This window comes from Novosphingobium sp. BL-S-21 (assembly GCF_055521655.1).
In genome coordinates, this window is the sequence record NZ_CM145495.1 from 713,070 (window position 1) to 737,092 (window position 24,023).

General features: G+C 66.4%; 19 protein-coding genes. 11 read left to right on the top strand and 8 right to left on the bottom strand.

Going from position 1 to position 24,023, the window contains the following annotated elements:
- Positions 1-65: 65 nt before the first annotated feature.
- The 11 genes from ACZ1J6_RS02740 (at position 66) to ACZ1J6_RS02790 (ending at position 16,480) form a co-directional block, all read left to right on the top strand.
- Positions 66-2,837, top strand: a complete 2,772-nt coding sequence (locus ACZ1J6_RS02740) for a TonB-dependent receptor (RefSeq protein WP_134094383.1) — start codon at positions 66-68, stop codon at positions 2,835-2,837.
- 37 nt (positions 2,838-2,874) lie between these two features.
- The gene (locus tag ACZ1J6_RS02745) at positions 2,875-4,587 is read left to right on the top strand and encodes a GH39 family glycosyl hydrolase (protein WP_134094384.1); all 1,713 of its coding nucleotides are present in this window, start codon (positions 2,875-2,877) and stop codon (positions 4,585-4,587) included.
- An 89-nt stretch (positions 4,588-4,676) separates the two neighbouring features.
- Positions 4,677-5,888 carry an MFS transporter gene (locus tag ACZ1J6_RS02750; protein ID WP_134094385.1) on the top strand — a complete coding sequence of 404 codons (1,212 nt, stop codon included), beginning with the start codon at positions 4,677-4,679 and terminating at the stop codon, positions 5,886-5,888.
- Positions 5,885-7,063 (top strand): L-rhamnonate dehydratase, encoded by a 1,179-nt coding sequence (locus tag ACZ1J6_RS02755; RefSeq protein WP_134094386.1) that lies wholly within the window; start codon positions 5,885-5,887, stop codon positions 7,061-7,063. The genes ACZ1J6_RS02750 and ACZ1J6_RS02755 overlap by 4 nt, the downstream gene beginning before the upstream one ends.
- Positions 7,060-7,926, top strand: coding sequence for an NAD(P)-dependent oxidoreductase (locus ACZ1J6_RS02760; protein WP_134094387.1), 867 nt, complete (start codon positions 7,060-7,062; stop codon positions 7,924-7,926). The genes ACZ1J6_RS02755 and ACZ1J6_RS02760 overlap by 4 nt, the downstream gene beginning before the upstream one ends.
- Positions 7,927-8,049: 123 nt before the next feature.
- Positions 8,050-8,787 (top strand): isocitrate lyase/PEP mutase family protein, encoded by a 738-nt coding sequence (locus tag ACZ1J6_RS02765; RefSeq protein WP_134094388.1) that lies wholly within the window; start codon positions 8,050-8,052, stop codon positions 8,785-8,787.
- A gap of 202 nt (positions 8,788-8,989) precedes the next feature.
- A complete protein-coding gene (locus ACZ1J6_RS02770; protein WP_132266766.1) occupies positions 8,990-9,562 on the top strand; it encodes an RNA polymerase sigma factor in 573 nt (190 codons plus the stop codon).
- Between the two features lie 76 nt (positions 9,563-9,638).
- A complete protein-coding gene (locus ACZ1J6_RS02775; RefSeq protein WP_134094389.1) occupies positions 9,639-10,565 on the top strand; it encodes a FecR family protein in 927 nt (308 codons plus the stop codon).
- A 92-nt stretch (positions 10,566-10,657) separates the two neighbouring features.
- Entirely contained in the window at positions 10,658-13,834 is a 3,177-nt protein-coding gene (locus ACZ1J6_RS02780) for a TonB-dependent receptor (RefSeq protein ID WP_243841021.1), read from the top strand.
- Between the two features lie 67 nt (positions 13,835-13,901).
- Positions 13,902-14,900 carry a phospholipase C/P1 nuclease family protein gene (locus ACZ1J6_RS02785; RefSeq protein ID WP_134094390.1) on the top strand — a complete coding sequence of 333 codons (999 nt, stop codon included), beginning with the start codon at positions 13,902-13,904 and terminating at the stop codon, positions 14,898-14,900.
- 14 nt (positions 14,901-14,914) lie between these two features.
- On the top strand, positions 14,915-16,480 hold the full coding sequence (locus ACZ1J6_RS02790; RefSeq protein ID WP_465127385.1) for an alkaline phosphatase D family protein: 1,566 nt from the start codon (positions 14,915-14,917) through the stop codon (positions 16,478-16,480).
- A 34-nt stretch (positions 16,481-16,514) separates the two neighbouring features.
- On the opposite strand, the gene ACZ1J6_RS02795 is transcribed toward ACZ1J6_RS02790, so the two are convergent.
- The 8 genes from ACZ1J6_RS02795 to ACZ1J6_RS02830 form a co-directional block, all read right to left on the bottom strand.
- The gene (locus ACZ1J6_RS02795) at positions 16,515-17,582 is read right to left on the bottom strand and encodes a YeiH family protein (RefSeq protein WP_431567533.1); all 1,068 of its coding nucleotides are present in this window, start codon (positions 17,580-17,582) and stop codon (positions 16,515-16,517) included.
- Positions 17,583-17,790: 208 nt separating this feature from the next.
- Positions 17,791-18,681 carry a LysR family transcriptional regulator gene (locus ACZ1J6_RS02800; RefSeq protein WP_134094393.1) on the bottom strand — a complete coding sequence of 297 codons (891 nt, stop codon included), beginning with the start codon at positions 18,679-18,681 and terminating at the stop codon, positions 17,791-17,793.
- 145 nt (positions 18,682-18,826) lie between these two features.
- A complete protein-coding gene (locus ACZ1J6_RS02805; RefSeq protein ID WP_134094394.1) occupies positions 18,827-20,605 on the bottom strand; it encodes an IlvD/Edd family dehydratase in 1,779 nt (592 codons plus the stop codon).
- Between the two features lie 131 nt (positions 20,606-20,736).
- A complete protein-coding gene (locus ACZ1J6_RS02810; RefSeq protein ID WP_134094395.1) occupies positions 20,737-21,501 on the bottom strand; it encodes an HvfC/BufC N-terminal domain-containing protein in 765 nt (254 codons plus the stop codon).
- Complete coding sequence (bufB, locus tag ACZ1J6_RS02815) at positions 21,498-22,340, bottom strand: MNIO family bufferin maturase (protein ID WP_134094396.1); 843 nt, start codon at positions 22,338-22,340, stop codon at positions 21,498-21,500. The genes ACZ1J6_RS02810 and bufB overlap by 4 nt, the downstream gene beginning before the upstream one ends.
- Before the next feature lie 75 nt (positions 22,341-22,415).
- On the bottom strand, positions 22,416-22,685 hold the full coding sequence (bufA2, locus tag ACZ1J6_RS02820) for a BufA2 family periplasmic bufferin-type metallophore (protein WP_132266749.1): 270 nt from the start codon (positions 22,683-22,685) through the stop codon (positions 22,416-22,418).
- 86 nt (positions 22,686-22,771) lie between these two features.
- Positions 22,772-23,413 carry a DUF1109 domain-containing protein gene (locus tag ACZ1J6_RS02825; protein WP_431567531.1) on the bottom strand — a complete coding sequence of 214 codons (642 nt, stop codon included), beginning with the start codon at positions 23,411-23,413 and terminating at the stop codon, positions 22,772-22,774.
- Complete coding sequence (locus ACZ1J6_RS02830) at positions 23,410-23,949, bottom strand: sigma-70 family RNA polymerase sigma factor (protein WP_134094398.1); 540 nt, start codon at positions 23,947-23,949, stop codon at positions 23,410-23,412. The genes ACZ1J6_RS02825 and ACZ1J6_RS02830 overlap by 4 nt, the downstream gene beginning before the upstream one ends.
- Positions 23,950-24,023 lie beyond the last annotated feature (74 nt).

The window sequence follows — 24,023 nt, forward strand, 5'->3', positions numbered from 1 at the left end:
TTGTCATGCCGGGAATGATCGGCAATCTAGTATGAGAAATAAAAGACAGACTCGGAGGGGATATCATGAAAACTGGATTTGGTCTGGGCAGCGCATCCGCGATCGCCATCCTTTTCACGCTATCAGGCACCGCCCACGCCGCTCAGGACGCGGCGCGGAACTCCGCACAGGTTTCCGGGCCAGACTCTGCGCAGGATGCCGCTCAGGCCGTGGCAGCCGGGCGCGGGGGCGAAGCGCCGGACCCGGGCGTTTCCAGCCAGGACATCATCGTCACCGGCATGCGGGCCAGCCTCTCTTCCGCGCAGAACATCAAGCGCAACGCCCAGCAACTGGTGGACTCGGTCGTGGCCGAGGACATCGGCAAGCTGCCGGACAACAATGTCGTGGAAGCGCTCCAGCGTGTGCCCGGCGTCCAGGTCGCTCCGCGCGCCCGCGGGGAATCCGCCACCGTGCTGATCCGCGGGCTGCCCGACGTGGTGACGCTCATCAATGGGCGCAACATCTTCACCACCACCGGCCGCTCGCTCTCGCTTGCAGACGTTCCGGCGGATCTGGTGGCCGGCGTCGACGTCTACAAGTCCCGTTCCGCGGAGCAGCTCGAAGGCGGCATCGCCGGTCTTATCGACGTGCGGACCAGGCGGCCGTTCGACTTCAAGGGTTTCCAGCTCGCGCTGGCCGGCCGTGAGGTTTACAGCGAACAGGCCGACAAGATCGACCCCTATGCCAGCGCATTGCTGACCGATCGCTGGTCCACCGGCATCGGCGAGATCGGCGCGCTGGTGAGCGTTTCATTCCACCAGACCCGCTACCGCGACGAGACCATCTTCGGCGGCGGCTACTTCGGCTACAATCTGGACAACAGCCGCGCGCCTTACACGCCCGGCGTACCGCTCGACCCGCGCGGAACCGGCGCCGCCGACCCCCGGGTGTTCCGCACCGATGTCATCGGTGCCTTCGACCGGATCGGCACGCGCAAGCGGCCCGCCGTGAACGCCGCGCTGCAATGGGCGCCGGACGACCGGCTGAGCGTCCATGCCGACGGCCTGTTCTACGGCTACCGCGAAAAGGGCAACGGCAACCAGAACTTCACCTCGATGAACGGCACGCTGCTCTCGCCGCTCCAGTTCGTGGACGACACCAAGCTGGTGCAGTCGCTGAGCATCGCCGGCGGGCGCGTGGCGCAGTTCGGGCAGGCCTACCAGAACACCGCGGACCGCTACCAGGGCGCGCTCGGGGCGGATTGGAAGAGCGGCGACTGGGAGGCATCGAGCGAGTTTTCCTATACGCGCTCCAAGGCCACCGACATCGCCAACAACCTCGATGTCGATTTCATCGCGGCGCGCACGGATGCGGTGTTCAACAATGGTTCGGGAACGCCGACTTTCGTGCTCCCCGCCGACGACATCGCCGATCCGTCACGCTATTATCTTTCGCGCCTCTCGACGACGCGCACCGTGGGTGACGGCAAGGAGCTGGCGTGGCGTGCGGACGTCTCCTACCGCTCGCCATTCCTGATCTTTTCCGGGATCGACGCCGGCGCCCGCATCAGCAAACGGGATGCGAGGTCGGACTCCTTCGTGCAGACCGTCAACTGCTCCGCCACCGGCGCGGTCAAATGCTACTCCATCAAGGCGGACGATCTGCCCGGCCTGATGACGCTGACTCCCGGCGGGTTCTACAAGGGCACGCGGCCTTATGCGCGGCAATGGGCGACGCCTTCCACCAGCTACCTGCTCGATCGGATCGGCGACTTGCGCCAGACCTTCGGCTTGGCCGCCGCCGATCCGGCTTTCCAGGATACGCAGCACTTCGACATCACCGAGAAGAACTATGCGGGCTATCTGCAGGCCAATATCGAGGCGGGGCGGCTGGATGGGCAGATCGGCTTGCGGGTTATCCGCACCGACATCACGTCGAACGCCTTCCTGGTCCTGCGCGGGGCGACCTCGCCCGTCACGATCCGCAATGAGAGCACCGACGTCCTGCCCAGCCTGGCGCTGCGCTACAAGCTGAAGGACAATCTGTTCCTGCGCTTCGCCGCCAGCAAGACGATCACCCGGCCCAGCTTCGCCCAGCTCAACCCGGCAGTGACGCTGACGCCGCCCGTCCCGGGACAGCAGCCTTTCGGACGCGGCAGCAGCGGCAATGCCGACCTGAAGCCGATCCGCTCGGACAATTACGACTTGTCGCTGGAATGGTACATTGATCGGTCCAGCTCGATCACCGCCACCCTGTTCCGCCGCGACGTGACGGGCTTCATCCAGTCCGTCACCAGCAATTTCGATATCGACTACCTCGGGGCCGACAACGGCGTCTACCAGATTACCCGGCCGGAAAACTCGGGCTCGGGCAAGATCCAGGGGATCGAGGGCGGTGTGACCCTGTTCCCCAAGGGGCTGCCCACCTGGCTCGACGGCATCGGCGTGAGCGCGAACGGCACCTATATCGACGGCAAGAACAAGGCGCTCTCTCCCCTGCCGGGCGTCACCGGATACATGGACATCCCGTTCCAGAACGTCTCCAAGTATTCCGCCAGCGCGACGCTGATCTATGAGAAGGGCGGTTTCTCGGGCCGCGCATCCTACGTCTGGCGCGACAAGTACAACGCCGGACTGCACTTCACCGGCATCAATCCGAATTTCATCACCAATGGACAGATCAGCAACCTTGACCTGTCATTCTCCTATGAGATCAATCCGGACTTCACGGTCGTGCTGGACGCGACCAATGTGTTGAAGAACCTTTACAAGACCTCTTTCAACGACCCGGCGCTCTTCCCGCGCGATACGGTCCTTTACACCCGCACCATCGCGCTCGGTTTCCGGGCCAAGATGTGAGGACTTTGGCAATGCTCCCATTCAAGAGGATGACCCGATGACGATATCCAGGGCGATCGCTGCAATGGCCGCGTTCATGACGCTTCCCCTGCCGGTCCATGCGCAGACGGCGGCCGGCAAGGCCGGGACGGCGCTGGCCGATACCGCTAGGGACGTGACCGTCACCGTCGATACCGCCCGGGCCGAGGGCAAGCTGCCCCCCGTGTGGCGGTTCTTCGGTGCCGACGAGCCGAACTACGCGACGATGAAGGACGGCCGCAAGCTGCTGGTCGAACTGGGCAAACTGAAGTCCGGCCAGGTCTACTTCCGCGCTCATAACCTCCTGAGTTCGGGCGATGGCACGCCGGCCTTCAAGTGGGGCAGCACCAATGCCTACAGCGAAGGCCAGGACGGCAAGCCGGTCTACGACTGGACGGTGGTGGACGGGATCATCGACGCCTATCTGGCGCGCGGCGTGCGGCCCTATCTCCAGATCGGCTTCATGCCGGAGGCCCTGTCCAGCGCGCCCAAGGGCACGCCTTACCAGCATAGCTGGCGCCCAGGCTTCGACTACAAACTGATCGCCACCGGCTGGACCTATCCGCCGAAGGATTACGAGAAGTGGGCGGAACTGGTGCGCCAGTGGACGCTCCACAATATCGAGCGCTACGGCAAGGCGGAGGTGGAAAGCTGGTACTTCGAAGTCTGGAACGAACCCAATTCCAACTTCTACTGGTCGGCAAGCCCCGAGGAATTCTACAAGCTGCACGACTACGCCATTGCAGCGATCCGCAAGGCCCTGCCGAGCGCGCGCGTGGGTGGGCCGGATGTGGCGGGGCCCGGCGGCACGTTCATGGACGGTTTCCTCAAGCACGTATCCTCGGGAAAGAACTATGCGACCGGCCAGACCGGCACGCCCACCGATTTTCTCTCGTTCCATGCCAAGGGCAAGCCCTCCTTCGTGGACGGGCATGTCCGCATGGGCATAGCCACGCATCTGCGCGAGACCGATGGCGGTTTCACCAAAGTGCTGTCGATCCCTGCGCTGGCGGGCAAGCCGGTGGTGATCGGAGAAAGCGATCCGGAGGGCTGCGCGGCCTGCCCCGGCCCGCAGAACGACTATCGCAACGGCACGATGTATTCCAGCTACACGGCGGCCAGCTTCGCGCGGATCTGGGAACTGGCGCAGAAGCGCAAGGTCAACCTGGAAGGCGTGCTGTCCTGGTCCTTCGAGTTCGAAGACCAGCCCTGGTTCGCCGGCTATCGCCAGCTTTCCACGAATGGCGTCGACCTGCCGGTGCTCAACGTATTCCGCATGTTCGCCCAGCTTGGCGAGACGAAGCTGGCGACGGTCAACGCCGCGCAGATCCCGCTCGAAGCCGTGATGGCGCAAGGCGTGCAAGGCAATGCCGACATCGGCTCCATCGCCACGCGAACCGCCGAGGGCAAAGTGGCGCTGCTGCTCTGGCACTATCACGACGATGACGTCGCCGGGCCCGACGCCCAGGTGACCGTCAACCTCAAGGGCCTCAAGGTCCCGCCCGCCGGGGCGAGCCTGTGGCGGGTGGACCGCGACCACGCCAATGCCTTCGCGGCCTGGCAGAAGATGGGATCGCCCCAGTCTCCCGACCAGAACCAATATGCCCAGCTGGAAGCCGCGTCGCGCATGCAGGCGGAGCGGATCGCCGTGAGCGCAAGCGGCAAGGATGCCCGTGTCTCGCTGCGCCTGCCGCGTCAGGGTGTCGCCCTGGTCATGCTCGACGCTCAGTGAGGATGGCGGACGTGGAAGCCGTGGCCGGGACAGGGGCAAGGCCTGAGACAGGATCAGGTCCGATACGGGGACGCTGGGCGATTGCGGCCATGATCGCCGTCGCCATCGCCATCAGCTATCTCGACCGCCAGACCCTGCCCTGGGCGATCAAGTATATCGAAGCCGATATCCCGATCGGCAACCAGACCAAGGCCTTCCTCGATTCCGCCTTCCTGACCACCTATGGCCTCATGTATCTGGGTGGTGGCTGGCTGCTCGACCGCGTGGGAACGCGTGCCGGCTTTCTGGCGATCATGGTGTTCTGGTCCCTGGCCTGCGCCAGCCACGGGTTTGCGGGCGGGATCGTGGCGCTGGTCGTCAGCCGCCTGCTGCTGGGCATGGGGGAGGGCGGGGGCTTCCCCGCCGCCACCCGCGCCATCGCCGAATGGTTCGCGCCCCGCCACCGCGCGGCGGCCATGGGACTGGTCAATGCCGGCACGGCGGTCGGCGCGGTCATCGCACCGCCGCTGATCGCAGGCGTGCTGGCCTATGGCCATTGGTTCGGCCTGGCGAGCTGGCGCTGGGTGTTCTTTCTTACCGGCGGCCTCGGCCTGGCCTGGGCGGTCTGGTGGTTCCTGACCTATCGCACGCCGCCCGAGAGCGCGGACGCGGAAGTGACGAGCGGCCCCGCGCCGACGCTGGCCGGGCTGGTCGCCCGCCGCGAGGTGCGCGGCGTCGTCTGCGCCAAGTTCCTCAGCGACGGCGCGTGGTACTTCTACTTGTTCTGGCTGCCCAAGTACCTGTTCGAGGCGCATGGCTTCGACCTCAAGCAGGCCGCCACCATCGGTTGGATTCCCTATGCCGCCTCGGGCGTGGGCAGCCTCTGCGGCGGCTGGCTGTCGAGCCGCCTGCTTTCGACGGGTCATTCGGTCAACGCCGCCCGCAAGATCGCGCTCGCCGCCAGCGCCGCCTGCATGCCCTGGGTCATGTTTGTGCCGGCGACCGCTTCGGTCGCCGCCGTGATCGCGATCTTCAGCCTCGCCTTCTTCGGCCAGCAAAGTTGGTCCACCCTGGTCATGACCCTGCCGACCGACCTGGTTCCGCGCCGCGCGCTGGGGCGGCTGGCCGGGCTGGTCGGCCTGGGCGGCGCTTTCGGCGGCATCGTCATGGGGCAGGCGGCAGGCTTGGCGCTCGACATGGGGCTGGGCTACCCGCCCGTGCTGACCGTGGCCGCCATGCTCCACCTGATCGCCTTCGCGCTGATCTGCCTCACCATTCCCCGCATCTCGCAACTTGATTTTTCAGGAAAGGTCCTGCCTTGAAGATCACCGAAGTCCGCACCCGCGTCGTCCAGTGGCAGGGCGATACCGTGCCGCTGCCACCGCATTTCTGCACCAATCCCATGGACCTCGTGTCCCCCATGCTGTCGCCCGAGACCATGGGCACCTTCACGTTCCATGGCTGGCTGATCGTGGAGATATTCACCGATCAGGGGCTTGTCGGGATCGGCAATGCCGCGCTGGCGCCGCTCGTCACCAAGCAGATGATCGACCAGTACCTCGCGCCCCTGCTGATCGGGCAGGATCCGTGGGACAGCGAGTTTCTCTGGCAGCACATGTACCGCAAGACGATGGCCTTCGGGCGCAAGGGCGTGGCGCTGGTGGCCATTTCCGCGCTCGATATCGCGATCTGGGATCTCATGGGCAAGTCTGCGAAACAGCCGGTATTCCGATTGCTGGGCGGGCGCACCAAGGCGAAGATCCCGGTCTACGCCAGCCGTCTCTATTCGGTCCCGCTGGACGAACTCGCCCAAGAAGCCGCCCGCTACAAGGCGCAAGGCTACAAGGCGATGAAGCTGCGCTTCGGCTGGGGGCCCATCGACGGCGCAGAGGGCATGGCCCACAACGTCGAACTGCTCCGCACCGTGCGCGAGACCGTGGGGGACGAGATCGACATCATGGCCGATGCCTACATGGGCTGGAGCCTCGACTATGCGAAGCGCATGATGCGGCTGATAGAGCCGTTCAACTTGCGCTGGCTGGAAGAGGCGATCATCCCCGACGACATCAACGGCTATCACGAGCTGCGCCGCTTCGGCACTACCCCCATCGCGGCGGGCGAGCACGAATTCACCAGCTTCGGCTTCCGCCAGATGATCGAGGCCAGGGCGCTCGACTACTTCCAGTTCGACACCAACCGGGTGGGCGGCATCACCGCCGCGCGCAAGATCCAGGCGCTGGCGGAAGCCTATTCCATCCCGGTCGTCCCCCATGCCGGGCAGATGCACAATTACCATGTGGTGATGGCCAGCCTCAATTCTCCGATTGCGGAGTACTTCCCGATGGTGGACGTAGAAGTCGGCAACGAGCTCTTCTGGTACATCTTCAAGGGTGAGCCGCAGGCGGTGGACGGGTACATCGACCTGGACGACAATCTTCCGGGGCTCGGCCTCGAAATCGACGAGGATGCCCTCTCGCGCTTCAAGGTGATCGGATGACGAGGATGAAAGTGGCCGTGCTCGGCCTGGGTATCATGGGCTCCGGCATGGCGCGGCAATTGCTGGCAGCGGGCTTCGAGGTCGCCGTGTGGAACCGCAGCGCGGACAAGGCGCAGCCGCTGGCGGATGAGGGCGCGCGGATTGCGGCCTCACCGGCGGATGCCGGAAACGGGGCTGCGATCGTCATCGCCATGCTGGCCGACGATGCGGTGTCCCGCGCGGTCTGGACCGGCGAAGACGGCGCTCTGGCGGCCATGCACGAAGGGGCGATCGCCCTGGATTCCAGCACGCTCACTGGCGGTTGGGTGACCGAACTGGCGGCGCTGGCCGAGGCGCGCGGCGTGCGGTTCCTGGAAGCACCGGTGACCGGCAGCCGCGATCAGGCGGCGCAAGGCGCGCTGCGCTTTCTCGTCGGCGGGGCAGCGGACGTCCTCGAAGCCGCGCGTCCCGTGCTGGACGCGATGGGAAGCGCGACGGTCCATCTCGGCCCGGTCGGCAGCGGTGCCACGGTGAAGCTCGCCAACAACTTCCTCTGCGGCGTCCAGGCGGCCAGCCTGGCCGAAGCCCTGGCGCTGTTCGAAAAGCGCGGACTCAACGTGGAGCAGGCCGTCTCGGTCCTCACCGAAGGCGCCCCGGGCAGTCCGCTGCTCAAGGCCGTCTCGCGTCGCATGCTCGACCGGGCCTACGATCCGCACTTCTTCGTGCCGCTGATGGCCAAGGACCTGAGCTACGCCGGTCAGGCCCTTGCCGAGGCCGGAATTCCGTCCGCCATTGCGGAGGCGGCGCGGGGGCGGTTCCTCGATGCGGCGGCGGCCGGACATGGGGAACAGGACATCGCCTCGATCATCGAACCGCTGCGGTAATCCCGCGGGCCCTTGCGGGGGGGGCGGCGATTGCGGTGCCGGAAGCATGACGGCGTCCAATCCCGGTTGCAGCATCCTGTTCGGCGAGGTAGAACATGACGAGAACTTTCAACGGGAATCGTCATGCTCAACACCGAGGAAAAACGCGCCCGCTTTCGCGCATTGCACCAGGATGGCTTCTTCATTCTCCCCAATGCCTGGGATGCCGGCAGCGCGAAACGGCTTGAAGCCCAGGGTTTCCAGGCCATCGCCTCCACCAGTGCCGGTGCGGCCTGGGCGCTGGGCAAGGATGACGGCCAGCTGAGCTGCGACGAAGCGGTCGCGCATCTCGAAATGCTGGTCGCGGCAACCGGCCTGCCGGTGAATGCGGATTTCGAGAACGGGTTCGCGGACGCACCTGATGTGGTCGCCGCCAATGCCGTGCGCGCGGCGGCCACCGGCATTGCCGCCCTGTCGATCGAGGATTGGTCGGGTAGCGCGATCTACGACCGAAGCCTTGGGGCCGAACGTATCGCGGCCGTGCGCGAAGCGCTCGATCCCGATGTCCTGCTGGTGGGGCGAAGCGAATTCTTCCGCGCGCCGGAAACGCCGGCCGCCGAATGGATCGCGCGTGCGGTCGCCTATAGCGAAGCCGGCGCGGATGTCCTGTTCGTGCCTTTCATGCTCGATCATGGCGCCGTTGCCGAACTGATCGCCGCCGTCGCGCCCAAGCCGGTCAACGTGCTGGTCGCCAGTTTCGACACCATCCCGGATTACGCGCGACTGGGCGCCCGCCGCTGCAGCGTGGGCGCGGCGCTTGCCGGTACGGTCTGGAAGGCATTCGATGAGGCTGCGGCCGCGTTGAAGGGCTTCGAAGCCTGATCCGCGCCTCGCGGCGATCTGCCGCGAGGGCGCGATTCTTTCTGCCGGCCGGTGAGAGCATTTCCGGTTCGACCGGCTGCAGAACCGTGCAATGCCATTCGCGCCAGACCGACGCAGCGTCTATTCTCGGTCCATGTAGCAAAACTTACATTATAGTCGCTTAGTCGCGGGCCGTCCTCTTCTCGCTGCCGAGCCATTCGCCGTGACCGCGCCTCAAGTTCGCCCGATTGATCGTTGGTTCGTCGACGAAGTCCTGCCGCATGAGCGGGCCTATCTCGCTTATGCGCGCCGCACCGTTCGCAACGACGAGGAGGCGGGCGATATCGTGCAGGACGTCTACGCCAAGCTGTTCACGCTCGATGGGTGGAGCGCCATTGCCAATCCGCCGGGCTATGTGATGCGCATGATCCACAACCAGGCGATCGAGCGTATCCGCCAGGCCCGGGTCGTGACCATGCAGCCGCTGCCCGAACTGTCGCTGCACGAAGTTGCGGACGATACGCCCGACAGTTTCCGCACCGTCGCCGCGCGGATGCAGATGGCGCATGTCCAGAAAGCTATCGCAACCCTGCCGGAGCGTTGCCGGATCGCGCTGGTGCGCCGCCGCTTTGCAGAGGAAACCCCGCGAGAGATCGCCAGCGATCTCGGCATCAGCGTGTCCACTTTCGAGAAACGCCTGGCGCGCGCGGTCGAACTTCTGACCCACGCCTTGACCCCGCAGGACCGCACTTGCGAGGCGCCATCGGAAGACGTGCGGGAGAAGATGCTTCTCTGATTTGCGCCAGCTTGATAGACGAGGGTCTCAGGACCGACACTTAGCCGATCGCAACCCACTGCAGACGCCGCGATACATGACGAATTCGAAAGATCCTCTGGGTCAGGATGCCCTTCTTGCGGAAGCCTCGCGCTGGTTCGCGGCGCTGGACGCGGGAACCGCGCGTCCGGATGAGTTCGAGGCGTGGCGCACCGGCAATCCTGCCCACGCCGTGGCCTATGCGCGGATCGTCGCGAAATGGGAGGGCATCGCCGGGGCTCCGGTCGCCCCGGCCGTGCCTTTGCGCGTCAGTCGGCGGCAGTGGCTCAAGGTTGCCGCCGTGGGCGTGCCGATGGCCGTGCTCGGCTCCGGCTTCCTGGCCGAGCGCGCTTATGCCTGGGATTCGGCGAAGACCGGGATTGGCGAGACGAAGCGCGTGGCCTTGCCCGACGGCAGTGTCGCCTACCTCAATACTGACAGTGCACTGTCCTGGCGGTTCGGCCGCCACGAGCGGACACTCCGGCTGGACCGCGGCGAGATGGCGCTGGACTTGCGGCACGGCGGCGCGGCGACCTTGCGCGCCAACGACGCTTCGCTGCCGCTGGCGCCGGGCCTGTTCGACGTCAGGATCGAGGACGGCCATGCGGAACTGACGCTGGTGGACGGCGCGGCGCTGCATCTGCCGCAGACCGCGAGCGGCCTGACCTTGCGCCGCAACGATTCGGTCATCCTGGTCGAGGACGGCTCGCCGCGCCTGGAAACGCGCAGCACGGAGCAGGTGGCCTCGCTGATGGCATGGCGGATGGGCGAGATCGTTTTCCTCGACGAATCCGTGGCGGAGGCGGCGAGCGAGTTCAACCGGCATCTCACGCGCAAGATCACGGTGGGCGATTCCGAACTGGCGCGTGAAAAGATCGGCGGTCGCTTCGATCTCGACCGGCCGGACCAGTTCCTCCAGGCCGTGTCCCTGAGCCTGAACGCACGTGTCGTGACCAATGCGGCGGGTTACGAACTGATCCGCTGAATTTTTTTGCTTCGACTTGGAGGCAAACCTTTTCAATCCCGTCATCCCCGCGAATGGCGCAGACGTTGCGCCATATCGGGGGTAAGATTTTCATGTCCGTCCGTAGGTTCAATTCGCTTGTCGCCGCCATGGTCGCCTCGACCGCGATGCTTGCCGTTCCGGCGCAGGCTGCCACGATCTATTTCGACGTTCCGTCGCAGTCGCTGGGCCAGGCGCTGATCGCATTCTCGAAGCAGGCCAAAGTGAAGATCGTCTATCCGGCGGCCAAGATCCGCGGGCTGACGGCGGCCTCGGTGCGCGGCACGATGACCCGGCAGGAAGCGCTGAGCCAGCTGATCGCCGGTTCGGGCCTGCGCGTGGTGGGCGATGACGGTCAGGTGGTGGCGCTGGCCCAGGCCACGGAGGGAAACGGTCCCGTTGCTGCGGCGAGTGAACCGGCCCCGGAGCCCGACATCGTCGTGACCGGCTATCGCCAGTCGATCGAGGAAAGCCTGGAGCAGAAGCGCCAGGCCAATGCCTTCGTCGAAGTCATCAATGCGGAAGACATCGGCAAGTTTCCCGACAAGAACGTCGCCGATGCCCTGCAGCGCATGCCCGGCGTGGTCATCACCCGCGACGGCGGCGAAGGTTCCCGCGTCAGCATTCGCGGGTTGCAGCCCGGTCTTACGCAGACCTTGCTGAACGGCAACTTCCTGGCCGGCGCCGACAGCGGCGATCCCCAGCGCTCATTCAACTATGTGATGCTGCCCGCCAACTTCATCGCCAGCACCGAAGTCTACAAGTCTTCCGAGGCACGACTGGAAGAAGGCGGCATCGGCGGCACGATCATCCTGAACACCCGCCGTCCCTTCGACGTGCCTGCCGGATCCGGCTTCATCTCCGCCGAAGGCACGTATTCGGACAATAGCGACAAGTTCGAGCCGCAGATCGGCGCGCAGTTCTCGTGGAAGAACGAGGACGAGACGATCGGTTTCCTGGTCGGCGGCGTCTACCAGAAGCGCACCAACCGCGAGATGCGCTCCACCGCGGGCACCTGGCGCTGGTGGAGCGATCGCGGCGCCGATGGCCAGGTCCTCGAACGCGCGACCGACGTGAACGGCAATCCGATCGCCAACGATGCGGCGGTCTCCTACTGGACCGGCGGCGGCCAGAGCACGATCGACGGCGATCACTACACCGGATACTGGGCGCCGCAGTCCGTGCGCGCCGAAGTCTTCGACCAGGATCGTGAACGCTTCGGCATCCAGGCGACCGCGCAGTTCCGTCCGACCGAAAACCTGACGATTACTGCGAACTACTTCCGTTTCGAATATAGCAGCGACTATGTGATGAACCAGCTAACCATTCCCGAGTGGGGATATGGCAAGTTCTTCAGCGACGCGGTGTTCGACCAGAGCGGCACGGTGATGAAGTCCGCCGCCTTCTCGGTCGACGGCGCGCCCTGCCTTGCCGCGACGCCGATGTGCACGATGGAGACGCCGCGCCTCACGGGCTATTATTCCAAGGAGAAGCAGCACTCGCAGACGTTCGAAGGCGAGGCGCATTACAAGCGCGACCGTTTCGACGCCGTGCTGAAGGTGGGCAAGACCGCGTCCCGCGGCGGCCCGACGATGCGGTTCCAGATCGCGGCCAAGCCGCGCATCACCGTGACGGGCCAGGAGCAGAACGGCAACTTCCTCAGCGCCTGGGATCTCAGCAGCAAGGGCGTGGCGATGGAGTTCTCGCCCGAACTGCAGCAGAACCTGATGAACGGCGTGGCCCAGATCGACATCGGCGGCACCAATTCCAGCTTCACCAACAGCGCGATCGATCAGCCTTACGTCCAGCTGGACCTCACCCGCTCGTTCGATGGCAGCTTCCTGCGCTCGATCCAGCTCGGCGGGAAATGGCGCCGCCTGAAGGTCCACCGCGAGACCGGGCGCAACGAATGGTACGCCGATGCGGAGAACAAGATCCGCTACCAGAACACGCCGGCCGGCGCCGTGGCGCAGCCGGAATACTTCTACGATACGCCGATGGGCAACATCAACGGCGGGTTCAGCGCCAACCTCTATCCCGGCGTGGATTTCAAGCGCTATCTCGACATCATCAATGAGCGCTACGGCCCCTCGGTGCGCGAGCCGGAGCCGAACAACGTCTACAATCTCAGCGAGGAAGCGCTGGGCGGCTATGCCCAGGCGAACTTCGGCAGCGGAGGCCTTCGCGGCAACCTGGGCCTGCGCGTCGTCAAGACCATCCAGCGCGACGAGACCTCGGACCGCCTCCAGTACCTCGTCGACTACTGCGTCGACGGACCGGGCGGCCCGTTCGATCCCAATCGCCCTCTGGGCGCGGACGGCAATTGCCAGGTCCTGCCGCTGGCCAGTCGCGAGATCATCGAGAACATTCGCCTGCACGAACGCAAGAGCTACACCGATGTCCTGCCCAGCCTGAACCTGTCCTATGACATCACCCCCACGCTGCTGCTGCGCGGCGCGGTGGCCAAGGTGGTGTCTCGGCCCTCGATCTCGGACCTCGCCGGGGCGCGTTCGCTGACCTACAAGTCGGAAGCCTATGCCTTCGACCGTGACCAGTTCGGCGAATTCGCCGGCTGGTCGGGCAGCGGCGGCAATTCGCAGCTCAAGGCGTTCAAGGCCTGGCAGTACGACATCGGCCTGGAATGGTACTTCCGCCCCGGATCGGTCGTCGGCGCCACGGCTTTCCGCAAGGACGTGTCGAACTTCATCGTTCCGCTGGTGATGGACGTGACCCGCGACGTGGCCGGCGATCAAGTGCTGATCGAATCGTACTCCACGGTCGCCAACGGATCGAGCGCCGTCTCGCAGGGCGTCGAAGTCTATGCGCAGCACACGCTGCCCTTCGGCCTCGGCGCGCAAGTGAACTTCACCTACAACGACACCTCGACCGCCGACGTGACGCTCGACGGAGAGAAAGTCGGCACCTCGCCGCTGGTGGGCAGCGCCAAGACGCAGTTCAACGCCTCGGTCTTCTACGAGACCCGCCGCATGCTGCTGCGCGCCTCGTACAACCGCCGCGGAACCGTGGTGGGCGGCCTGTCCTCGGGCCTCAACAGTTATACCGCGCCTTACGAGCAGGTGGACCTTAACGCCTCCTACGAGATCCGGGACGGCCTGATGCTCACTGCCTCGATCATCAACCTCACCAAGTCGCACGAGTGGCAGTACCTGGGCAGCGACACCAAGGACCGCCTGACCAGCTCGGTCTACTCGGGTCGCCGCGCTTACGTCGGCATCTCGTACAACTTCTGACATTCCGGCCGGCCCGGCGCTGCAGGCGCCGGCCGGCCCTTTGCCTTTCTTGCGGAAACCTTCTCCCATGCGCAGACTTGCCTTTGCCGCCCTTTCGTTGCTTGCGACCGTGTACGCTCCCGCCGCTCTCGCCTGGGGCGGGCGGGGCCACGCGGTGATCGACCAGGCCGCGCTCGATACGCTGCCGGACGACGGCCCGGTGTTCCTGCGCCGATATGCCGAATATATCGGCGAAGAGGCGGGGGCGCCGGATACCTGGCGGTCTTCCTCGGAGCCGTTCTCCAAGATCGACGAGGATCCCAACCATACCTGGTTCGTCGAGCGGCTCCGTTTCCTCGATCCGGTGCCGCGCTCCCGCTATGCCTTCGTGCTGGCGCTCCACCGCGAGCATGAGCGGGTGGTCAAGACCGACCCCAAGGCCGCCGAGCGCCTCAACGTGCGCTGGACGGGCACGATGCCTTATGCCGTGATGGAAGGCTACGGCCGCATCGTGGCCGGGATGCGGAGCCTGCGGTCCAAGCGTTCGAAGGGGGAACCGACCGCGCATATCGAGCAGACGCTGGCATTCTACACCGCCTGGATGTCGCACTATATTGCCGATGGCACCAACCCGCACCACGTCAGCATCCATTGCGAGGGCTGGTTCGGCGACAATCCCAGGAACTACAATCGCAGCGGCGGCATCCATGGCCATTTCGAGATCGGCTATGCGGATTCCATCGATCTGCAACCGGCCGATTTCGAAAAGCGCATCGGCGTGCCGCAGCGGCAGGAAGGTGACCTCTTCACCCACGTCCTCACGTTCCTGAACGAGAGCAGCCGGGACGTGGAGACGATCTTCGCGCTCGACAAGCGCGGGGTGCTGGCAGACCCGGCGAGCCGCGAGGGCCGCGAATTCGTCTACCGCCGCAGCGCGGCAGGCGCCGCCATGCTGCGTGACCTGCTGACCCGCGCCTGGAAGGAAAGCGCCCGGCCGGGAGAGGGCGATCCGCGCCCGCAGGATCCCGCAGGTCCGCACTACGACCCGGAAACAGGATCGGCACCCGCGCCGCTCACTGCCCCTTGACCAGGAGAACCCCCATGCTTTCGTTCTCCCCTTTCATGAGCCTGGATCGCCGCACCCTGATGAGGGCCGGCGGCGGCCTGGCGCTTCTGGCGGGCGTGCCTGCCTCCGCCGCGGTACTGACCCGCCCGCTCGGCGCCGATCCTTTCACGCTGGGCGTGGCTTCGGGCGATCCCTGGCCGGACGGCTTCGTGATCTGGACCCGGCTGGCCCCGCGCCCGCTCGATGAGCACGGGGGGATGCCGCAGGCTGCCGTGCCGGTGGGCTGGGAAGTGGCCGAAGACGCGGGCTTCCGCCGGGTCGTGAAGAAGGGGCAGGCACTGGCGCGGCCCGAACTGGGGCATTCGGTTAACGTCGAACTGTTCGGCCTGCAGCCCCATCGCCACTACTGGTACCGCTTCACGGCGGCCGGCAGCGATACCAGCCCAGTCGGCATGGCCCGCACGGCGCCCGCCGCGCAAGCCGCCGTCGATCGCCTGCGCATCGGCGTGGCGGGGTGCCAGCACTGGGAGGCGGGCTTCTTCGACGCCTGGGGCGCCCTGGCGCAGGAGCCGGACCTCGACCTCGTATTCCACTATGGCGACTACATCTACGAAGGCCGCGGCAACCCGAAGGCCGTTCGGCAACATGCGGGCGACGAGATCTACAGCCTCGACGACTATCGTCGCCGCTACGCGCAGTACAAGGCCGACCCGCACCTCAAGGCGGCGCACCAGGCCTGCGCTTTCGCGGCCTCGTTCGACGATCACGAAGTGGACAACAACTGGGCGGGCGACTTCGATCAGGACGGCACGCCGCCCGAAGTGTTCCTGCTGCGCCGCATGGCGGCCATGCAGGCCTGGTACGAGAACATGCCGGTGCGCCGCGCGATGTTCCCCGGGACGCAGGGCATCACGGCCTATCGCCGGCTCGACTACGGGCAATTGCTGCGCACCCATGTGCTGGATACGCGGACCTTTCGCACCGACCAGTCCTGCGGCGATGTGGCGCGTTCGGATGCCTGTACGCCGGAGGCCCATGCCAGCCCGCAGATGCTGGGTCATGCGCAGGAAGCGTGGCTGGACGAGGGGCTTTCACGGCCCTCGACATGGAACCTGCTGGCCCAGCAGGTCATCGTCATGCCGCTTGACGTGCGCGCGGCGGGGGCCGGCAAGCCCACGTTCGAGACGGATCTCTGGGATGGCTATCGCCCGGCCAGGGCGCGCCTCGTGGAAAGCATCCGCAAAAACGGGCTGACCAATGTCGTGATCGCCACGGGCGATCATCACAAGCACGCGGCCGGCATCGTGCCGGAGCGCGACGAGGCGCCGGACGGCAAGGCCGTCGCGGTCGAGTTCCTGGCGACCTCGATCTCGTCCGGGGGCAACGGCCATGGCGAGGCCGGGCTGGCGCACGTTCTCGACAACAATCCCAACCTCGATCTCTACACCGATCGCAGGGGCTATCAGGTGTTCGATGTGACGCCGCGGCTTTGGACCACGCATGTGAAGGTGATGGACGACGTGGAAAAGCCGGACGGCACCGTGCGGACGCTGATGCGCTACGAAGTGGCGCCCGATGCTGCGGCGCTGCACCGGGCCTGACGGGCAACCTGTCTCCGGTCAGGCATGCAAGGGGTCAGGCCATGTGAAGGGTCAGGACCAGCGCCAGGCTCATCGCGCCCAGCACCAGCAGTGAAAGGACCACGGCGGCCGTGACCCGGCCGCCGGCGGACGCCACCGTGCGGACATCGACGCCCAGTCCGAGCGCTGCCATCGACACGACGGTCAGGCAGGTCGCCGTAGTCTCGGCGGGCGCGATCAGGCGCTCCGGCACGAGGCCGAACGAGCGCAGCGCGATCAGGGCCAGGAACCCGACGATGAACCAGGGCACAAGGTGATGAAGCGCCGGTCTCGCGCTGGCGGGGCGATCTCCGGCGGGGTCGCGAGGCGAGGTTCCTCCCGTTTCGTTGCAGAGACGCGGTGCGGCGAAGGAGAGCAGCAGGCACACCGGCCCGAGCATCAGCACCCGCACGAGCTTCACCAGCGTGCCCATCTGCACGGCCACCGAGCCCAGCGGCGCCGCAGCGGCGAGGACTTGCGGCACGGCATAGACGGTGAGCCCCGCGAGCGCGCCGTACTGCAAGCCGCCAAGGTGCAGGGCCGCTCCGAACAGCGGCAGCACGAGAACGACGACGACGCCCAGTACGGCGGTAAAGCCGATCGAGGCCGCCACATCGTCACTTTCGGCGCCGATCACGGGGGCAACCGCGGCAATGGCCGAGTTTCCGCAGATCGAATTTCCGCAAGCGACGAGCAAGGCCATGCGCGCGGGCAGATGAAGCAGGCGTCCGACCACGAAGCTTGCGGCAATGGCCAGCACCACTACCGCCGCGATGCCGAGCAGCAGGGCCGGTCCTGCCGCCAGGATCGTCGCGGCACTGACGGAAACGCCGAGCAGGACCACTGCCGCCTCCAGCAGGAACCGCGCGCTGAAGGCGATCCCCGCCTGCCAGCGCGGATCCGGCGTCCAGATGGAGCGCAAGGCCGTGCCGATCAGGATCGCCAGCACGAGCGCCTCCAGCCAGGCTTCCCCCAGAAGCGCCTGCTCGGCGCGTTGGCAGAGGTAAGCCGCGCCGGTGACGGCCAGGCAAAGCGCAAGGCCGGGGATCAGGCGGATCGCTCCGGTGCGCAGGGTCGGTGTCACGGCTGTCTCCTTGGGTCAGGAAACAGATGCTCTGCGAAGACCGATCGTACTAATGGCGAGTTGTTGTCGTTCCAATCTGTCGGAGAGATTGATCGCGCGCCTTGGATCGGCGGTCCTGGCAGCCTAAGGCTTGCGCGAGACGTGTAAGCTGGCCGGCGTCTCCATCGGTACGATCGCTTCGGTCGATCGATTCAGGCCTGCTCGCGGATCAGATGATCCAGTCGGGCTGCGCTTCGTGGTCGCGGATGATGTCGAGCAAGGCATCGGCCGCCTTGCTGCGATAGCGCTCCTTCTGCCGCAGCCCGAAGAAAGGCCGCCGTGGCAGGTGAAACGGCAGGGCATGAAGGGAGCGGGCCGCCAGCGCGGTATCGACGACCAGCTTGGAGAGGACGCCGTAACCCGCGCCGGTCAGAACGGCGGCGAGGACCGCTTCGTTGGACGGCAGCGTCAGCACCACGTCGAGCGCGCCGGGATCGAGACCGCGATCGCGGACCGCCGCTTCGAACGTCGAGCGGGTGCCCGAGCCTTCCTCGCGCATGACCCAGGGCGCTTTCGCAAGCCAGTCGTTGGTGACCGCCTCTACCGGCTCCCGGCCGACCATGACCATCTGGTCGGCGCCGACCGGCCAGCGTGCCAGCGCCGGATCGTCGACGGCGCCTTCGATGAAGCCCAGTTCGGCATCGCCCAGATGGACGGCGCGGGCGCTCGCCTCGGTATTGGCGATGGCGACCGACAGCGCGATCCCCGGATAGCGGCGCTTGAATGCGGCAAGGCGCGCGGGCAGCCAGTAGCCGGCGATGGTCTGGCTGGCGACGAGGCGCAATGTCCCGCGCTTGAGGCCGCCATATTCCGCCAGGGCCAGTTCGGCGCTGGCGGCACGGGCGACGACGGCGCGGGCTTCGTCCAGGAACATCCGGCCGGCGTCGGTAAGCTCGATCCCGCGACCGACGCGGTTGAACAGCTTCACGTCGTGGCGGATTTCCAGCGCTGCAATCGCGCCGCTTGCGGCCGACTGGGTGACGTTGAGCGCCCTGGCCGCCCGAGTGACATGCTCCCGTTCGGCGACCGCGATGAAGATGCGCAGCTGTTCAAGCGTCATCCTGGCGATGTGCCCCGCGCCTTGGCGGTTGGCAAGGCGCGGGTGCAGGAAGGTGTTCGATATTCGGCGCGGCGGGGGATCGCTCCCCGCCCGGTGTTCGCCAATGGCGATACTCAGTGATTTGGCGCTCAGTGATTATGGGCGCTCAATGATTGTGACGGGGCGTTTTTTCGGCGATGCGGCGGTACTTGACGGCCATCTCCATCACCGCGCCGTCAGCCATCTGTCCGGTCTTTTCGCGGAACAGTTCCTCCCACGGCGTATGGCTCTCGGGGATCGGCGGCGGCCCCTCGGCTTTGCGGGCGGCGATCTCGGCCTCGTCCACCAGGGCGTTGCAGGTGCCGGCGCGAATGTCGATGCGGATGGTGTCACCGGTGCGCAGCCACGACAGCCCGCCCCCGGCGGCGCTCTCGGGCGAGCAGTTGAGGATCGAGGGGCTGTCCGAAGTGCCCGACTGGCGGCCGTCGCCCAGGGTTGGCAGCCACTGCACGCCCAGCTTGATCAGGGCATCTGGCGGCTGCATGTTGACGACTTCTGCCGAGCCGGGCCAGCCTTGCGGACCGGCGCCGCGCATGACCAGAATGCAGTCCGCATCGATCTGCAGCGCGGGATCGTTGATGCGGTGGTGGTAGTCCTCGCCCCCTTCGAATACGATCGCCCGCGCCTCGAACGCGCCTTCCGAGCCGGGGCGGGAGAGGTAGCGGTCGTGGAATTCGGCGCTGATCACCGAAGTCTTCATGATGCCGAAGTCGAACAGGTTGCCCGAAAGCACCAGGAAGCCGGCCTTTTCGCGCAAGGGCGAGGCGAAGGGCCGGATGACCTCGCGGTCGCGCGCTTCGCGGCCCTGGAGATTGTCGGCCAGGGTTTCGCCGGTCACGGTCAGGCACTGGTCGGCGAGGACGCCGGCCTGCTGCAGTTCCCACATGATCGCAGGGACGCCGCCGGCACGGTGGAACCGTTCGCCCAGGAAACGTCCGGCGGGCTGCATGTCGAGGATCAGCGGCAGGTCGTAGCCATGTTCGGTCCAGTCGGCCGCGGTCAATTCGACGTCGGCATGTCGGGCCATCGCCATGATGTGCGGCTGCGCATTGCTCGATCCGCCGATGGCGCTGACCACGCGGATGGCGTTGAGGAAGCTGTCGCGCGTCAGGATCCGCGAGGGGCGCAAGTCCTCGTGCGCCATTTCGACGATGCGGCGCCCGGTTTCATAGGCGTATTGGCCGCGTTCGCGATAGGGCGCCGGGATGGCGGCGCAGCCCGGCAGCGAGAGGCCGAGCGCCTCGGCGACGGCGTTCATCGTCGAAGCCGTGCCCATGGTGTTGCAGTGCCCGGCCGAAGGTGCGCTGTCGCAGGCACGCTGGAGGAATTCCTCCTCGTCGATATCGCCCGCCGCCAGCTTGCGGCGGCTGCGCCAGATGACGGTGCCGGAACCGACGAGATCGCCTTCGTGCCACCCGTCCAGCATCGGCCCGCCGGACAGGACGATGGCGGGAATGTCCACCGTGGAAGCGGCCATGACTTGCGAAGGCGTGGTCTTGTCGCAGCCGGTGGTCAGGACCACGGCGTCGATCGGATAACCGTAGAGGATCTCCACCAGCCCCATGTAGGCCAGGTTGCGGTCAAGCGCGGCGGTCGGGCGGCGGCAGTTCTCGAATATGGGATGAACGGGGAACTCCATCGCGATCCCGCCCGCATCGCGAATGCCGTCGCGCACTCGCTTCGCGAGGTCCAGGTGGATGCGGTTGCAGGGCGACAGGTCGCTGCCCGATTGCGCAATGCCGATGATCGGGCGGCCGGAGCGCAATTCGTTGGGGGTGATGCCGTAGTTCATGAAGCGCTCGAGATAGAGAGCCACCATGTCCGACCGCGCAGGATCGGCGAACCAGTCCTGCGAGCGGAAACGGCGTTCGGGAATAGCGGTCATGGTCTTCATCCTCTCTCGGCACTGCCGCTGGACACCTAGCACATCCTGGCGGCCCCAATGCAAGGGCCCCGGCGACCGCGGGGGAAGAATGGACGATGACTTGCGGATGGCGGGCCTGCCGGGCCCCGTCGTTACGCGGTGGTCGAAGGCGGGGCCGCGCCGATGATGAGGCCGTCGCCTATCCATTTGCCCAGAAGGGCGGCGGCGCGGGCCATGCCGGGTTCCTCGCCCAGCGTCTCGGCCAGCGACGCGCAGAGCGCCGTGAAATCCTGCCCCGCGGCGCAGAGGGCGATGGCCTGCTCTTCTAGGGCATCGATGGTGCGAAAGGTGGGGGCGAAGTCCTGCCGCCACACCAGAAGCGCGGCGGTTTCCGGCAAGAGCGCGGCTGCGGGCGGCGTTTCGCCGGCAGCCAGAGTCGACCAGATCGCGGCCGCATTCGTCGTGGCGGGAAGGATCTGCAGGCTGGGCGCGAAGTGGAGGACGGCAGTGTCCCAGTCGACCGCCGCGAGATCGGTCAGTGACATCGGCACGGCATCGGGCGCCGTGAACGCGCGGGACAGCGCCCATTCCAGCGCCGCCAGTTCGGACACTTCCGCATCACCGGGATAGAGGCGGGCCAGCGTCTCGGCAAAGCCGGCGGGATAGACGTCCAGCGTCCAGGCATGCGGCGGCACCGCGTCGATATGAGCGATGGAAGCGGCGAGAAACGCTTCGTCGCCCAGCCAGGCATGGGTGTGCCCCAGCGTTTCGGCCAGGCATGTGACCAGCTGCGTGCGATAGTTGTTCTGATAGACCGACAGGCCGGGCCGGGCGGCCGGGCCGATGCGGCGCGCCGCATGCTCGGAAGCTTCGACCAGCCATCCGCGAAAATCGCCCTGAAGTGCCGCGAGGTTCATGCCGCCGCCTTTCGCCGGGCCGCCGTACCGATGCGGCGCGCCGTCCCCAGTTCGGCCAGCAGCTCGTCCAGCGGGGGGATGGCGTCGTCCCGCTCGATCATCGTCGCCACCGGGCCGAGGCGGCTCATGGCATGTTCGTAAAGGGTCCAGACCGGGGTCGGGACGGGGCGGTCATGCGTGTCGATCAGCATGTCCTCGCCCTGGCTGTGCCCCGCGAGATGGACCTGGCGCACCCGCGCGGCGGGGATGCCGTCCAGATAGGCGACCGGATCGAAGCCGTGGTTCACGGCGCTGACGTGGATATTGTTGACGTCCAGCAGCAGGTGGCAGCCGGTGCGCTGGCACATGGCATCGATGAAGGCCCATTCGCTCATCGTCGATCCGTCGAAGGCGACGTAGCTGGAGGGGTTCTCCACCAGCATCGCGCGGCCCAGCACATCCTGCGCCAGGTCGATGTTCGCGCAGACCACGTCGAGCGCTTCGGCGGTATAGGGCAGGGGGAGCAGGTCGTGGGAATTGAAGCCTTCGAAACGCGACCAGCTGAGGTGGTCGGACACGAACAGCGGCTCGATCTCGTCGACGAGTGCCTTCAGCCTTTCGAGATAGGCGCGGTCGAGGCCGTCGGCCGAGCCGATCGACATCGAGACGCCGTGCAGCGCCACCGGGTGGCGTTCCCGCACGCGCCGCAGGATGTCGCGAGGGCGGCCGCCATCGACCATGAAGTTTTCCGAGATCACTTCCACGAAGTCGACGTCGACCTCGGTTTCGAGAAAGTCGCGGTAGTGCTCCCTGCGAAGGCCGAGGCCATAGCCGGAAAAAGTCGGGACGGATGCGTTCATGGTCATGCTCGCGGCAGGTTGGCGGGGGGAAGGCGGGCCCGGGCGGAAGCGAAACCGCCCGGGCCGTCCTGCACGTTACTTGGCCTCGGTGGTGCGGCCGCCGGCAGCGGCGCAGGCCTTGGCGGTCATTTCCTTGAAGCCGTGGCCCTTGCACACGTTCATGCCCTTGCAGTCGTTCTGGGCGGTCTTGCAGTCCGAAGTGCCCTTGCAGCTGTTGACGCCGTAGCAGTGGATGGCTTCGGCCTTCGCGTCCTGGGCGCTCGCGGGCACGGCATTGGCAGCGGCGCCGAGAGCGAGCAGGGCGGCCGTGGCGGCGAAAGTGATGCTGGTGGACTTGGCGTTCATGGATCGATCTCCCGACGGGTAGTGCCGGTTTGGCCCTTCCAGTTCGGCGCGGAGCGGGCCGAGGTTACAGCGCCGACGATTTCTTTTTACCAGCGCAGCACGCGAGGCCCCAGCAGGGCCCCGGCGCCCGCCGCCAGCGCGATGCCCAGCGTATACCACGTCAGCACGAAGATCGCCGAGACTTCCGGGCAGTGCAGGCAATAGAGGGTCGCCGCGCAGGACCCTGCGGCAAGCCCCGCTGCCGCCCCCGCCGCACGCAGCCGCGTGGGCGCCAGTCGGCGGAACGACCAGAGCAGGCCGACGAAGATCGGCGCGGCCAGCATCAGCACCAGCGAAGAACAGACCTTCCAGCTATGCCCCAGCCACATCGCCAGCCATTCCGCCTGCGGAACATGGGCCATCTCTACCACGCCGATAACGGCGAGCAGGCAGACCGGTACGGGCAGCAGCCATAGCCAGCGCGACGCGGACCTGCCCGGCCGCGCCAGTCGGGCGACCAGGATCAGCGCGCAGACCGTCAGCGAGAGCGTGTAGAGCCACTTCACCCAGAACGAATAGCCGCGCATCGCCAGGCCCAGATCGGGCCGGATGCCCAGGCCGATGGCGATCAGGATGGCGGTGGCCGCGCCGCCCATAAGCAGGCCCAGCGCGATCCGCCGGGCTACAGCGTGGCGGCGCACCGGCTTCACGTCGGCCGAGAGCGTGTCGATGAGAGTCTCGACGTTCATCGCCGCTCTCCCGCGATACGGGCGGCCAGCGCCTTGAGGCCCCGATGGACCGAGACTTTCACGTCCGACGCGCCAAGGCCCGCGCGGTCGGCGGTTTCGGTGATGCTGAGGCCGTCGATCCGAGTGGCGCGGATGGATTCCGCCTGCTTGGGCGGCAGGTCCGCAAGCAGGCGGTCCAGGTCCATGCGGGCGTTGCTGGCATCCTCGAAACCTTCGGCAACCAGGATTTCCTCCAATCCCTCGATAGGGCAATTGCGGCGGCGGAGCCGGAAGTGGTCGATCATCTTGTAGCGCGCGACCGCAAAGAGCCATGGGGTGAACAGGCGGTTACGGTCGTAAGTGGCGCGCCGGGTATGCACGGCGATCAGCGTTTCCTGCACGAGGTCCTCGATATCGTCTTCGCCGCCCTGCATGCGGCGGCGATAGAAAGCGCGGAGCAGGGGGACAAGCGCACGCAGCAACGCGGCATGAGACGGCGCGTGACCATTCAGCCCGCCGACCATCATCGCCCTCAGTTCGTCTTCGCTTGCCTGCATCGATGCTCCTCACCCCCATTCGGGAAAGCGGCCGCAAAGGTTACAGGTCTGTCTAGAATAAATTTCGGCGCCGC

Coding starts and splice junctions, on each gene's coding strand:
- ACZ1J6_RS02740 (WP_134094383.1), top strand. CDS start 66: ATGAAAACTGGATTTGGTCTGGGCAGCGCATCCGCGATCGCCATCCTT.
- ACZ1J6_RS02745 (WP_134094384.1), top strand. CDS start 2,875: ATGACGATATCCAGGGCGATCGCTGCAATGGCCGCGTTCATGACGCTT.
- ACZ1J6_RS02750 (WP_134094385.1), top strand. CDS start 4,677: ATGATCGCCGTCGCCATCGCCATCAGCTATCTCGACCGCCAGACCCTG.
- ACZ1J6_RS02760 (WP_134094387.1), top strand. CDS start 7,060: ATGACGAGGATGAAAGTGGCCGTGCTCGGCCTGGGTATCATGGGCTCC.
- ACZ1J6_RS02765 (WP_134094388.1), top strand. CDS start 8,050: ATGCTCAACACCGAGGAAAAACGCGCCCGCTTTCGCGCATTGCACCAG.
- ACZ1J6_RS02775 (WP_134094389.1), top strand. CDS start 9,639: ATGACGAATTCGAAAGATCCTCTGGGTCAGGATGCCCTTCTTGCGGAA.
- ACZ1J6_RS02780 (WP_243841021.1), top strand. CDS start 10,658: ATGTCCGTCCGTAGGTTCAATTCGCTTGTCGCCGCCATGGTCGCCTCG.
- ACZ1J6_RS02785 (WP_134094390.1), top strand. CDS start 13,902: ATGCGCAGACTTGCCTTTGCCGCCCTTTCGTTGCTTGCGACCGTGTAC.
- ACZ1J6_RS02790 (WP_465127385.1), top strand. CDS start 14,915: ATGCTTTCGTTCTCCCCTTTCATGAGCCTGGATCGCCGCACCCTGATG.
- ACZ1J6_RS02800 (WP_134094393.1), bottom strand. CDS start 18,681: ATGACGCTTGAACAGCTGCGCATCTTCATCGCGGTCGCCGAACGGGAG.
- ACZ1J6_RS02805 (WP_134094394.1), bottom strand. CDS start 20,605: ATGACCGCTATTCCCGAACGCCGTTTCCGCTCGCAGGACTGGTTCGCC.
- ACZ1J6_RS02810 (WP_134094395.1), bottom strand. CDS start 21,501: ATGAACCTCGCGGCACTTCAGGGCGATTTTCGCGGATGGCTGGTCGAA.
- bufB (WP_134094396.1), bottom strand. CDS start 22,340: ATGAACGCATCCGTCCCGACTTTTTCCGGCTATGGCCTCGGCCTTCGC.
- bufA2 (WP_132266749.1), bottom strand. CDS start 22,685: ATGAACGCCAAGTCCACCAGCATCACTTTCGCCGCCACGGCCGCCCTG.
- ACZ1J6_RS02825 (WP_431567531.1), bottom strand. CDS start 23,413: ATGAACGTCGAGACTCTCATCGACACGCTCTCGGCCGACGTGAAGCCG.
- ACZ1J6_RS02830 (WP_134094398.1), bottom strand. CDS start 23,949: ATGCAGGCAAGCGAAGACGAACTGAGGGCGATGATGGTCGGCGGGCTG.